Origin of the sequence: Marinobacter shunpengi, assembly GCF_045449715.1 — a bacterium.
Lineage (GTDB): Bacteria > Pseudomonadota > Gammaproteobacteria > Pseudomonadales > Oleiphilaceae > Marinobacter.
Map to the genome: position 1 here is coordinate 18,789 of NZ_JBJJLA010000010.1, position 12,814 is coordinate 31,602.

General features: G+C 61.9%; 11 protein-coding genes. 9 read left to right on the forward strand and 2 right to left on the reverse strand.

Going from position 1 to position 12,814, the window contains the following annotated elements; genetic code table 11:
- Positions 1 to 259 precede the first annotated feature (259 nt).
- A complete protein-coding gene (locus tag ACJO3T_RS04685) occupies positions 260 to 2,413 on the forward strand; it encodes a carboxy terminal-processing peptidase (protein WP_406977938.1) in 2,154 nt (717 codons plus the stop codon).
- A 100-nt stretch (positions 2,414 to 2,513) separates the two neighbouring features.
- Here the strand turns inward: ACJO3T_RS04685 and mtnA are convergent, their stop codons facing one another.
- Positions 2,514 to 3,584, reverse strand: coding sequence for an S-methyl-5-thioribose-1-phosphate isomerase (gene mtnA / locus ACJO3T_RS04690; protein WP_406977939.1), 1,071 nt, complete (start codon positions 3,582 to 3,584; stop codon positions 2,514 to 2,516).
- 148 nt (positions 3,585 to 3,732) lie between these two features.
- On the opposite strand from mtnA, the gene ACJO3T_RS04695 reads away from it, so the two are divergent.
- From ACJO3T_RS04695 to rdgC, 8 genes are all read left to right on the forward strand, one after another.
- Complete coding sequence (locus ACJO3T_RS04695) at positions 3,733 to 5,073, forward strand: TRZ/ATZ family hydrolase (RefSeq protein WP_406962333.1); 1,341 nt, start codon at positions 3,733 to 3,735, stop codon at positions 5,071 to 5,073.
- A 50-nt stretch (positions 5,074 to 5,123) separates the two neighbouring features.
- A complete protein-coding gene (gene ubiG, locus ACJO3T_RS04700; RefSeq protein ID WP_406962331.1) occupies positions 5,124 to 5,840 on the forward strand; it encodes a bifunctional 2-polyprenyl-6-hydroxyphenol methylase/3-demethylubiquinol 3-O-methyltransferase UbiG in 717 nt (238 codons plus the stop codon).
- A gap of 2 nt (positions 5,841 to 5,842) precedes the next feature.
- On the forward strand, positions 5,843 to 6,514 hold the full coding sequence (locus ACJO3T_RS04705; RefSeq protein ID WP_406962330.1) for an HAD-IA family hydrolase: 672 nt from the start codon (positions 5,843 to 5,845) through the stop codon (positions 6,512 to 6,514).
- A gap of 76 nt (positions 6,515 to 6,590) precedes the next feature.
- Entirely contained in the window at positions 6,591 to 7,343 is a 753-nt protein-coding gene (locus ACJO3T_RS04710) for a YciK family oxidoreductase (protein WP_406962384.1), read from the forward strand.
- Positions 7,343 to 7,612, forward strand: a complete 270-nt coding sequence (locus ACJO3T_RS04715; RefSeq protein ID WP_406962328.1) for a glutaredoxin family protein — start codon at positions 7,343 to 7,345, stop codon at positions 7,610 to 7,612. The genes ACJO3T_RS04710 and ACJO3T_RS04715 overlap by 1 nt, the downstream gene beginning before the upstream one ends.
- Before the next feature lie 13 nt (positions 7,613 to 7,625).
- Complete coding sequence (gene yaaA / locus ACJO3T_RS04720) at positions 7,626 to 8,396, forward strand: peroxide stress protein YaaA (RefSeq protein ID WP_406962326.1); 771 nt, start codon at positions 7,626 to 7,628, stop codon at positions 8,394 to 8,396.
- A gap of 145 nt (positions 8,397 to 8,541) precedes the next feature.
- Positions 8,542 to 8,742, forward strand: coding sequence for a DUF2788 domain-containing protein (locus ACJO3T_RS04725; protein WP_328184413.1), 201 nt, complete (start codon positions 8,542 to 8,544; stop codon positions 8,740 to 8,742).
- A 65-nt stretch (positions 8,743 to 8,807) separates the two neighbouring features.
- Positions 8,808 to 9,737, forward strand: coding sequence for a recombination-associated protein RdgC (gene rdgC, locus ACJO3T_RS04730; RefSeq protein ID WP_406977940.1), 930 nt, complete (start codon positions 8,808 to 8,810; stop codon positions 9,735 to 9,737).
- A 162-nt stretch (positions 9,738 to 9,899) separates the two neighbouring features.
- Here the strand turns inward: rdgC and ACJO3T_RS04735 are convergent, their stop codons facing one another.
- Entirely contained in the window at positions 9,900 to 12,644 is a 2,745-nt protein-coding gene (locus ACJO3T_RS04735) for a bifunctional acetate--CoA ligase family protein/GNAT family N-acetyltransferase (RefSeq protein ID WP_406962322.1), read from the reverse strand.
- Positions 12,645 to 12,814 lie beyond the last annotated feature (170 nt).

Below are 12,814 nucleotides of genomic sequence, written 5' to 3' on the forward strand. Positions count from 1 at the left end.
CCCAACGGGACCTGCGTCAGGTTATGGACAGATTGTCATTACATCGCCGACGCTCGCTGTGGTAACGGCCGCACCGGTTGCCTACAATGAAAATCATGGAGTGAGAGTCCGCCCTGAGTGCCGTTGACGGCTTCAGCGCTGATGCGAAAGCTCTACTGGAACCGGCCATAGCCGTGGTGCTTGCAGGCCTGACCTGCTTACGGAATCTTCAGCATCCGACCGGTATCCAGGGAGCCCGTACTAGCAGGTAACCAGATCTATGAAGACAGTACACAAGCCCGTAGTTTCCCGGGCCAGGAACCTTGCCATCGGTGTCCTGGTAGCCCTGCCCGTGGTAGGCATTGGCACATCCCTCCAGGCCAGCGTCGAGCGCAATGCCTATGAGGCGGTCTCTCCCACCATTGAACAGGCCCGGGCAAACATCCTGATCTCCCGGCAACTGCAGTTCACCCACTTCCGGGACCAGGCCATCGACGAAGCCCTGGCGGAAGAGGTATTCAATGACTACCTGGACTACCTTGACGGTCAGCGCGTCTATCTGACCCGGGAAGACATCGAGTCATTCCAGCCCCTGAAGTCGCAGATGGCCGCCGCCCTGCGTACGGGCCAGCTCCAGCCGGGCTTCCAGATCTATAACCGGGTCCAGACCCGCATCATCGAACGCATGGACTATGCGCTTGGCCTGCTGGAAAACGGCGTTGACCGGTTCGATTTCGAGACCGACGACGAAATCCTGCTGGACCGCTCCGAGGCCGGCTGGGAAGCCGATCAGGCCGCCCTTGACCAGCTCTGGAACAAGCGTATCCGCAACGCCGTGCTGGCACAGCGCCTGAACGGCAGCACCGATGAGGAAATCGTCGAGGTACTGACCCGCCGTTACGAAAGCCAGCGCAAGCGTATCGCCCAGATGCGCAGCGAAGATGCGTTCCAGGCCTACATGAATGCTTTTACCGGCACCTGGGATCCGCATACCAACTATTTCTCGCCGCGCAATTCCGAGAACTTCAACATCAACATGAGCCTGTCCCTGGAGGGCATCGGCGCAGTGCTTCAGTCCGACAACGAATATACCAAGGTGGTGCGCCTGGTACCGGGTGGCCCGGCTTCCCGCCAGGGGCAACTGGGTCCGGCGGACCGTATTGTTTCGGTCAGGCAGGACGACGAGGAGCAGCCCACCAACGTGATTGGCTGGCGTCTGGACGAGGTGGTGGACCTGATCCGGGGCCCCCGGGGCTCCACCGTTACCCTGGAGGTGATTCCCGCCAATGCCACCGATGAAACCGTTACCCGCACCATCGCCATCAAGCGGGATGAGGTGAAACTGGAAGAACAGAGCGCCAGCAGCGAAGTGATTGAACTGGACCGGGGCGGTGAGACCTATCGCATCGGGGTGATCGACATCCCCACCTTCTATGCCGATTTCCAGGCCATGCAGCGGGGCGACCCGAACTACAAGAGCACCACCCGTGACGTTCGCAACCTGCTGGAAAAACTGAAGGAAGAGAACAACGTTGACGGTCTGGTGGTAGACCTGCGCAACAACGGTGGCGGTGCCCTGCACGAGGCCAACGACCTGGTGGGTCTGTTTATCGACCAGGGGCCGACGGTACAGATCCGCAGTGCCGACAATCAGGTCCAGGTGCTCTCCGACCAGGACCCGAGCGTCGCCTGGGACGGCCCGATGGTGGTATTGGTGAACCGAATGAGCGCCTCGGCCTCGGAAATCTTTGCCGGCGCCATACAGGATTATGGCCGCGGCCTGGTCGTGGGCTCACAGACCTTCGGCAAGGGTACCGTACAGGCGGTGCGGTCCCTGAATCATGGCCAACTCAAGATTACCCAGTCCAAGTTCTACCGGGTGTCCGGTGGCTCCACGCAGCACCGGGGGGTCATTCCGGACATCGAGATTCCGTCCCGTATCGATACCACCCGTATTGGTGAGGACGCCCTCGAACGGGCCCTGCCCTGGGATCAGATAGAATCTGTCCCCCATGCCCGCTATTTCGATTTCAGTTCGATGATTGATGAACTGCGTGACCGCCACGCTGACCGTTTCGACGACAGCCCGGAGTTCAGCCTGCTGCAGAAAGAGATCGACTTCCTGGCCGAGCAGCGTAAAACCACCATGGTCAGCCTCAACGAGAACGAGCGGCGAAGCTATCAGGAACAACTGGAAAGCCGTCAGCTGGCCATTGCCAATGCCCGCCGCGAGCTGAAAGGCGACGAGCCCTTCGAGGACTTCAAGGCCATGGAAGAGCATCAGAAACAGCAGGCAGCCGCCGCTCCCGGTGAGGAAGACGAGCTGGACTTCATTGTCCGGGAGGGTGGCCACATCATGGCCGACATGCTGGAGCTGGACCGTCGCATGGCCACCATCCTGCCTGCCGGGACGGTGACCGCCAAGGCGGAATAATCGACTCACGACCGGAACAGCAAAAAGCCGGCACTTCCTTCGAAGTTGCCGGCTTTTTTATGCCACAGCAGCGGTCCAACTGGGATTCAGAGGTTCACTACTAGCCAAACAACCCGTGCATGCCGGTCATTTCCGGCGTGTGGACAACGCCCCGCTCGGTCACAATAAGATCAATCAGATCCGCTGGTGTCACATCGAACACCGGATTGAATGCGGTCGTGTTCTCCGGAGCGACCCGAACACCGCCGAGCTGGCAGATCTCGTCTCCGTCGCGCTCCTCAATGGGAATATCCCGGCCACTTTCCAGTGACATGTCCACCGTGCTCGAGGGGGCAACCACCATAAACCGGACCTTGTGATGCCGCGCCAGTACGGCCAGACCATAGGTGCCGATCTTGTTGGCCACGTCACCATTGGCGGCGATACGATCGGCACCAACAATCACCCATTTCACATCGCCCCTGGCCATGATGGCCGCCGCGGCGCCATCCGCATTGAGAGTGACCGGAATACCGTCCCGGGCCAGCTCCCACGCCGTCAACCGCGCCCCCTGCAGCCAGGGTCTGGTTTCATCGGCATAGACCCGTTTCAGCAGGTGCTCGCTGTGCAGTTTCCTTACCACCCCTAGGGCGGTGCCGTAACCGCCGGTGGCCAGGGCCCCGGTATTGCAATGGGTCAGCACCGAGCAGGGCTTTTCCAGTTTCATGGCATCCAATGCCAGATCGGCCATGGCCACATTGGCGGCCAGGTCTTCCCGGTGAATCGTCACGGCCGCATCCGCCAGCCGTGATACCGCGTCCGTGCGGGACTGGCACTGCTCCAGCACACCACCCATCCGCTCCAGGGCCCAGAACAGATTCACCGCCGTGGGCCTGGAGGCCGCCAACTGATCGATGGCGGTACGCACTTCCCGCTTCCAGGTTTTGTTGTTCGCTCCACGTGCGGCCAATGCCACGCCATAGGCCGCACTGATACCGATCGCCGGAGCCCCGCGCACTGCCATGTCGCGGATAGCCTGGGCCACACCCGCGGCCCCCTCAATGGTCAGCCAGTGCTCCTCGACCGGCAGCCGACGCTGGTCCAGGAGCTGAAGCGCGTGGCCCAGCCAGCGGATCGCCACGGTGTCGGGGTCTGCTTTCTGGTGATCCACACCGGGGGACTGTCTGGTCATCGTTGGCTCCTTGGCTGGCTGCGTTTTGACTCGACCGTTATACTCTGCCCTTCAAGACAAACCAAGACCCGGGGAGTTTCCGGAAACGTTTCCGAACCCGGGACGGTATTCAGATACCCCCGCATCACTGGAGTGACAGGCCCGATCCATGACCGCCGACACCATCATTGCCGCCGATATCCGCATCAATGCCCGCTGGCTTATACCGGTTGAACCCATGGGCGAAGTGCTGGAGCACCAGGCAGTCATGGTACTGGGCGACCGGATCGAAGCCATCGTCCCCCAGGCGGACGCCGACCACGCCTACCGGGCCCGGGAGGTCATCGACCTGCCCCACCACGTGGTCATGCCGGGGCTGATCAACATGCATGGGCACGCGGCCATGTCCCTGTTCCGGGGACTGGCAGACGACCTGCCGCTCATGACCTGGCTCAACGAACATATCTGGCCCGCCGAAGGGAAGTTTGTCAGCGACCGGTTCATCGCCGACGGCACGCAATTGGCGATGGCGGAAATGCTGCGCACCGGCACCACCTGTTTCTCGGATATGTACTTCTTCCCGGAGGTGGCCGCCCAGATGGCCCGGGATGCGGGCATGCGGGCACAGATCTGCTTCCCGCTGATGGAGATGCCCACGCCCTGGGGCAGTGGTCCGGCGGAGTACCTGGAGAAAGGCTCGGCCCTGCTGGACGAATGGAAGGATGACCCCTGGGTGCGCATCGGCATCGGCCCCCATGCACCCTACACCGTCGCGGACAGCACCCTCACCAGTGCGCTGGCGTTGCAACAGGACACCGGTGCCGCCATCCAGATCCACCTGCACGAAACCGCTTTCGAAGTGGAAGAGGCGTTCCGCCAGAACGGCCAGCGACCGGTGGCTCGCCTGCGGGATCTGGGCATCCTGAACGGCAATACCCAGTGCGTTCACATGACCACCCTGAATGAACAGGACCTGGCCACGGTGGCGGAAACCGGCGTGCATATCGTCCATTGCCCGGAGTCCAACCTCAAACTGGCCAGCGGTTTCTGCCCGGTGCATACCCTCCAGCAGGGGGGCAGCAACGTCACCGTCGGCACTGACGGCGCCGCCAGCAATAACGACCTGGACCTGTTCGGTGAACTGTCCACCGCCGCCATGCTGGCCAAGGCGGTTTCCGGCAATGCCGCCGCCCTGGGCGCACACCAGGCCCTGGCCATGGCCACCATCAACGGCGCCCGCGCCCTGGGGCGGGACCATGAAATCGGTTCTCTGAAGGCGGGCAAACAGGCGGACCTGATCGCGGTGGACCTGAGCGATCCGTTCCTGCAGCCGGTCTATGATCCGGCATCCCATCTTGCCTACAGCAACCACGGCCGCCAGGTAAGCCATAGCTGGATTGCCGGCGTACCCCAGTTACAGGACGGCCGTCTGACCCGTATCGACGTGCCGGACCTGATGCTGCGGGTGCAGGAATGGCATAATCGCATCGCATCCGCAGACAAGCACTGATCCTGTCGGCGCCCTGCCCGGTGCCGGCTTCACTTTCCAGGCCCATGACCATGAACAGACCCAACGTAGACCAGGACGAAATCGCCAAGTTCGAGGCCCTTGCCAGCCGCTGGTGGGACCCGACCAGCGAGTTCCGTCCCTTGCACGACATCAATCCATTGCGGCTCAACTACATCGACGAGCGCACACCACTGGCGGAGCGCCGGGTCGTGGATGTGGGCTGCGGCGGCGGCCTGCTGTCCGAAGGCATGGCCCGCCGGGGTGCCAACGTCACCGGCATCGACATGGGCGAGGCACCGCTGGCCGTGGCACGCCTCCATGGCCTGGAATCCGGGGTCCAGGTGGACTACCGGCAGATCACGGTGGAGGAACTGGCCGCCGACCCGGAGCATGAAGGGCAGTACGATATTGTCACCTGCCTGGAGATGCTGGAGCACGTCCCGGAGCCGGCCTCGGTGATCCACGCCTGCGCCCGCCTGCTCAAGCCCGGCGGTGACCTCTACGTGTCCACCATCAACCGCAACCCCAAGTCGTTCCTTTTTGCCATTGTGGGCGCGGAATACCTGTTGCGGATGCTGCCCAAGGGCACCCACGAGTGGAACAGATTCATCCGGCCGTCGGAAATGTCCGGGCATCTGCGCCAGGCCGGTCTTGAAATCCGCGACCTGACCGGCATGACCTACAACCCGGTGACCAAGGTGTACAAGCTGGGCCGGGATGTGGACGTCAATTACCTGATGCACGCCCGCAAGCCCGCGGAGGCCTGACCATGCCCAGGCCCCTGCCGAAACCACCGTCCACGGTGCTGTTCGACCTGGACGGCACGCTGATCGATACCGCCCCGGATTTCATCCGTGTCCTCAACAACCTGAGGCAGGAAAATGAACTGGCCCCCCTGCCTGCGGATGGCATCCGCCCCCATGTGTCCGATGGTGCCCGCGCCATGATCCGGCTGGGCTTCGGGCTGGAACCCGAAGACCCGGAATACCGGGACCGTCACGCCCGGTTCCTGGACCTCTACGAGGCGGGTATCTGCGAGGAAACCGAGCTGTTTGCCGGCATGGACCGGCTGCTGACCGCCCTTGAGGATGCCGGCGTGCCCTGGGGCATCGTCACCAACAAGCCGGTGCGATTCGCGGCGCCACTACTGTCAGCGCTGGCCCTGGACAATCGCTGTGGTGCCCTGATCTGCCCGGACCACGTCAGTAACCGAAAACCCGACCCCGAAGGCCTGCATATGGCCTGCCGGCAGATGGGAGCCGATCCAGATCGCGGTATCTACGTAGGCGATCATGCCCGGGATATCGAAGCCGGACGCAACGCCGGTATGGTCACGGTTGCCGTGCGCTATGGCTATATTGTCAATCCCGACGAGGTTGATCTCTGGCAAGCGGACCATACCGTGGATACCGTCGATGAGCTGGTAAAGCTGTTACAATAACGCCTGCCGGCGCACGCTGGCTTTCGAATCATCCAGGACACCGAGCAGGAGCATGCCGCCTATGTCGGACAACCCCATGCACAGCTACCAGGCCCCGGAAGGCCTGCTGAAGGATCGCATCATCATGGTCACCGGAGCGGGTGACGGCATCGGCCGGGTGGCCGCCAGGACCTACGCCGCCCACGGTGCCACCGTGATCCTGCTGGGGCGCACGATTTCCAAGCTGGAGTCCGTCTACGACGAGATCGAGGCCGCCGGCCATCCCCAGCCCGCGATCGTACCGCTCAACCTGGAAGGCGCGGCAGTCAAGGACTACGAGGAAATGGCCATGACCATCGAGGACAACTTCGGTCGCCTTGACGGTCTGCTCCATAATGCCGGCATCCTCGGCAGCCGCAGCCCCATCGAACTCTACGATCCGGAAACCTGGAACAAGGTGCTGCACGTCAATACCACCGCACCGTTCCTGTTGACCCGGGCCCTTATCCCGCTGTTGCGGCTGTCTGACGACGCCTCGGTCATCTTCACCTCCTCCGGGGTGGGCCGTAAGGCCAAGGCCTACTGGGGAGCCTACGCGGTCTCCAAGTTCGCCCTGGAAGGGCTCAGCCAGATGCTGGCCGATGAGCTGGACGACGACCGCCACAATGTCCGCGTCAACAGCCTGAACCCCGGGGCCACCCGCACCAACATGCGTGCCCATGCCTACCCGGCGGAAGACCCCATGGGCAATCCGACACCAGAAGACCTGATGCCCAGCTACCTCTACCTGATGGGACCGGACAGCAAGGGCGTTAATGGTCAGCAACTGGATGCCCAGGTGAAGAAGTAATGCAACTGACGTTCTTCACCACCAGCCAGTGCCATTTATGCGAGCTGGCGGAAAACCTGCTGGTACACACACCGATGCCGGAACCGATTCCAGTGGAAGCGGTGGATATTGCCTCTTCCGAGGAGCTGGTGGAGCGCTACGGTACCCGCATACCGGTGCTGCGCCGGGAGGACACCGGGGCCGAGCTGGGCTGGCCCTTTACCCGAGACGACCTGCTGGATTTCCTGGGCCCGTCATCGAAGACGACGTCATCAGGCCAACTGCATTGAGGATTTTGCTGTCATGCTAATGGTTGTATCCCCTGCCAAGAACCTGGACTACGAAAGCCCGCTGCCTACAGATAAGTACACCCAGCCGATGTTCCTGGACGATGCCTGTGAACTGATTGACCAGCTCAAGGAGCTGGAACCCCATCAGGTCAGCAACCTGATGGGCATCAGCGACAAGCTGGGCCAGCTTAACGCCGAGCGCTACCGGCAGTGGTATACGCCGTTCACCCCGGAGAATGCCCGCCCGGCCGTATTGGCCTTCAATGGCGATGTCTACACCGGACTGGCAGCCCAGGACTTCAGTGACAGTGAGTTCGAGGTGGCCCAGAAGCGCCTGCGTATCCTATCCGGGCTCTACGGCATCCTGCGCCCTCTGGACCTGATGCAGCCCTACCGGCTGGAGATGGGCACCAGGTTTGAGAACAAACGGGGCAAGGATCTCTACGAGTTCTGGGGCGACACCATTACCGATGCCCTGAACCGGGAGCTGGAGGCGGACGATGGTGTACTGGTGAACCTGGCGTCCAACGAATACTTCAAGAGCGTGCGAAAGAAGCAACTCAAGGCCCGACTCATCACGCCGCAATTCAAGGACTGGAAAAACGGGCAGTATAAGATGATCAGTTTCTACGCCAAGAAGGCCCGAGGCCTGATGGCCCGTTACGCCATCACCAATGGCATCACCCAGGCCGATGACCTGAAAGGCTTCGACCTGGCCGGCTATCGTTTCAGCGAGGAGCAATCCTCCCGCGATAACTGGACATTCCTGCGCGACGAGCAATAACCCCGGGAGCCCACCGAGCCAGCCCCCCGGGCCTGCTCCGGAACTCCTCCAACAACAACGCCGCCGTTCCGCACCCTACCCGTCCCTGGCCATTCGCCAGGGCTACGGGCATGACTTGTTGAACTGAACTCCAACGGAGCGTTGCATGAACGAAGCACTCTTCTCTGAACTCGCCCTCTACGTCTGCCTGACCGCACTGATTGTCTGGATGGGCTTTATCGTGTGGGACCTGGCAAAGAAGTCGAAGGCGGGCCGTTTTGGTACCATTGCGCTCTTTACCGTGCTGGGCGCCGGCGTGCTGGGCTTTATCATCAAGACCGTTCTGGTCGAGGTGATGCAGATCTGACCCCTGGCCGCTACCCCGCCCGACATCCCCGACAACCCTGAAAAACAACGCAAGGATCCGACTCCATGTGGTTTCGCAATGCCCGCGTATTCCGATTTACCAAGCCGTTTGATATCACCCCGGAAGAACTGGAAGAAAAACTGGCCGCAGACGCCTTCAAACCCTGTGGTCCCCAGGAAACAACCCGCCACGGCTGGGTTTCACCCCTGGGCAAGAACAGCGAGATGCTGGTACACAGCGCTGGTGGCTATCACCTGGTGGCCCTGCGCAAGGAGGAAAAGCTGTTGCCCGGTCCTGTGGTGAAGGAACTGGTGGAGGAGAAGGCGGAAGCCATCGAGCAAGAGCAGGGTCGCAAGCTCCGCAAGAAGGAGAAGGATGAGCTGAAGGAAGAGGTAATGCTGGAGATGCTGCCCCGCGCTTTCTCCCGCAATCGCCGCAGCTACGCCTACCTGGCCCCGGCCGATGGTGTGCTGGTGGTGGATGCAGGCTCAGCCAAGCAGGCGGAGGATCTGGCATCGGCCCTGCGCCAGAGCCTGGGCTCTCTGCCGGTTCGCCCGCCGGCCCTGGAGCAGGCGCCAGCGTTTACGTTTACCGGCTGGCTGAATGAGTCCATCGATCTGCCCGGCTCCATTGAGTTGGGTACGGAGTGTGAGCTGAAGGATCCGTCGGAAGATGGCGGCGTGGTTCGCTGCAAGGGGCTGGACCTGCGGGCTGATGAGATCCAGAACCATCTGGAGACGGGCATGCAGGTGACGAAGCTGTCCCTGACCTGGGATGAGAATGTGTCGTTCGTGCTGGATGAGGAGTTTGGTATTCGCCGGCTGAAGTTTGGTGAGACTCTGCAGGAAAAGCTGGACGAGGTAGATTCCGATGACTCCGCGGCCAAGTTTGATGCGGCTTTTTCGCTGATGACTCTGGAGCTGGCCCGGTTGATTCCCGGGTTGCTGGAGGCCCTTGGGGGCGAAGACCGTTCTGCCATTGTTGAACAGGAATAGCTTTTAGCTTCGGGGACTGGGCGTAGGCAGGTAGCTTGTTCCGGGACCTTCAAAAACAGGGACGTTTTTGAAGAGCCTCCAGGGATGGATTCACGGCGTGTCCCGGAAAGGCCTGTCCGCCCGCGCACCAGCACCCAAAGTGGCATCAAAGCAAAGTAAGAATCAGTGGTGAGCCTTAGCCAACCGCTCCCGCTGCCAGTCCTTCTCAGGCTCATTCAGCACCAACCGCAAATCCATCACTTCCTCTTCCCGGTTGTACTGGATCTGGAAGCCCAGATGCTCGGCAAGTTGCAGCATCGGGCGGTTCTCCGGTAGCACATTGCCCACCATCTCCATGGTGCCCCGGGACCGGCAGTAGTCGATCATCTTCTGCATCAGGGCCACACCCAACCCCTCGCCCTTCATCTTGTCGTGCACCATCACCGCAAACTCGCAGCGCAGGTTGTCCGCATCCGTCCAGACCCGGACCGTGCCCAGGGTTTCCTCCCCTTCCCCGTCTTCCCTCGGGGCGTTGGCAATGAACACCATCTCCCGGTCATAGTCGATCTGCACCATCTGGGCCACGTCTTCCCGGGAGAAGTGCTTGCGGAACTGGAAGAACCGATAGCGGATGGACTCCGGCGACTGGAGTTCGTGGAAGGCCCGGTGGGCCGGCTCGTCCTCGGCCAGGACCGGGCGGATGATGACCCGGCGGCCGGATTTGGGCAGAACCACCCATTCCTCCAGTTCCCGGGGATAGGGCTGGATGATCGGCTTACCCGGTTTGTCCGCCAGGTCGATGGCCACGTCCACCGCCATGATGCGATTGCTGTCGAACAGCAGAGGCGAGATCTCCAGGCCCCGGATTTCCGGCAGGTCGATAACGATCTGCGACAGGGTGATCAGTACCTCGCAGATGGCGCGGATATCCCGTTCCGGCTGGGTGCTGAATTCCTCCAGCAGCCGGAACATGTAGGTTCGCCGCAGTACCTCCCGCGCCAGCACCATGTTCAGGGGCGGCAGGGCAATCTGGCGGTCAGTCATCACGTTGATCTGGGCGCCAGCGGCACCACACACCACCAGCGGGCCGAACAGCGGGTCCCGGGTTATGCCGACGCTGAAGGCAATGCCGTCGATGTGGGTATAGGACCGCTGCACCGCAAAACCCAGGAATCCGCTGTCCGGGAAGTACTTCTGGTAGTCCTCCATCAACTGCCGGCAGGCGTCGATGATGTCGTCCTCGTTGGTCAGGCTGTGCACCGTTGACCGGTAGCGGCCCTGGCCTGATTGGTATTCCATGAACGGGTGGCAGGCACGCTGGTGCATCAGGGTGACGTCGATGGGGCGACGTTCGACGGCGAAGGCCTCGACGACTTCCTCCACATCGTCGCAATACACCGTGGGCACCGTGTTGATGCCGTAGTCATTGAGGATGTCCCTGGCTTCCCGGTTGGCCAGGTGGTTGCGGCCCTGTCGCCGGGCGTTGACGATGATCCGACGGGTGTTGGCATGGTCGGCGAAGTGGTCGGTGAAGGACTCCGGGGTTTCCTGCAACAGCCGTTGCACCCGCTGGTGGTTCACGTGCTGCATGAAGGCCATGACCGCCTTTTCCGGCGAGAAGAACGACGGCACGCCGGCCCGGTAGAACTCGTCCCGGGCATCCATCACAGTGCTCTGGCCCAGCCAGCAGGTGAATACATTCAGCCGCGTGCCCTTGACCGCCTGCACCACGGCATCGGCAATCTGCAGGCTGTCCTCGGTCAGACTGGGGGAATACATGATCAGTACGTTATGGACCTCAGGATCCTTGGCCAGGATCCGGATCGCCTTGGCGTACAGGTCCGGTGAGGCATCGTAGTTCAGGTCGATGGGGTTCTTGCGGGTCCAGTATGGCGGCAGGATTTTCGCCAGGGCGTCGATGGACTGGTCAGACAAGGTGCCAAGCTCTCCCCCCAGGGCCGCCAGCCGGTCCACCGCCAGTACGCCGGGCCCCACCCCGTTGGCCATGATGGCCAGGGACTCCCGCTTCAGGGGGCGCATGCGGGAGAGGGTTTCCAGGGCGTCGAACATCTGCCCCAGGCCATCCACCCGCAGTACACCGGCCCGTTGCAGCATGGCGTCGTAGATAGGATCGGCCCGGTGCAGGCCAGCGGGCAACTCATGGCGAATCCACTCGGATTCCGGCACCCGGCCGCTCTTCACGGCAATCACCGGCTTGGTACGGGCGGCCACCCGTACCGCCGACATGAACCGCCGGGGGTTGGGGATGTTCTCGATATGCAGCAGGATAGCGCGGGTCTGGGAGTCCTGGGCCAGGTAATCGATCAGGTCGTCGTGATCGATGTCCATGGAATCGCCCAGGGTCAGGAAGTAGGAGAAGCCCACGCCCCGGGCAAAGGCCCAGTCGATCACCGAGCTGGCCACGCTGCCCGACTGTCCCACGAACGCCACCTTGCCCGGCAGGGCGCCCATGTGGGCGTAGGTGGCATTCAGGCTACGGGCCGGCACCATGAGGCCAATGGTGTTGGGCCCCAGTACACGGATACCCGTCTCCCGGGCCGCATCCCCCACGGAATACATCAGCGGCTGACCGGTCTGGGAGTGGGCCCGGGACATACCACCGGTCATCACCATGGCGGTGCGGACTCCGGCCTTGCCCAATCGTCGCACCACCTTGGGCACCGTGTCCGGCGGCGTACAGACGATGGCCAGTTCCGGGCTGAAGTCCATCTTCGACACCCCCGACACGCAGGGCACCCCGTGCACCGACTCATAGCCGTTCTGGTTGATCACCAGCATACGGCCCGGATAGCCACCGCCCAGCAGGTTGCGAAGCACCATGCCCCCCAGGTTATCGGCACGCTCCGAGGCGCCGACCACCACGATTGACGACGGGTTGAACAGGCTTTCCAGGTAACGGGTGCCCAAAATGCAATCTCCTTCGACCATTCATGTCATGGGTATTGCCTATCTTAGGCCCTGCATCCTTGATGTAAAACGAATTCCTCATCCGGATTCGTACGACCAAAGAAACACAGCGAAGGTCAACGATCCCTGTTACCATTGCTTTAACAACTCCAAGTTTTAACAACACCAAG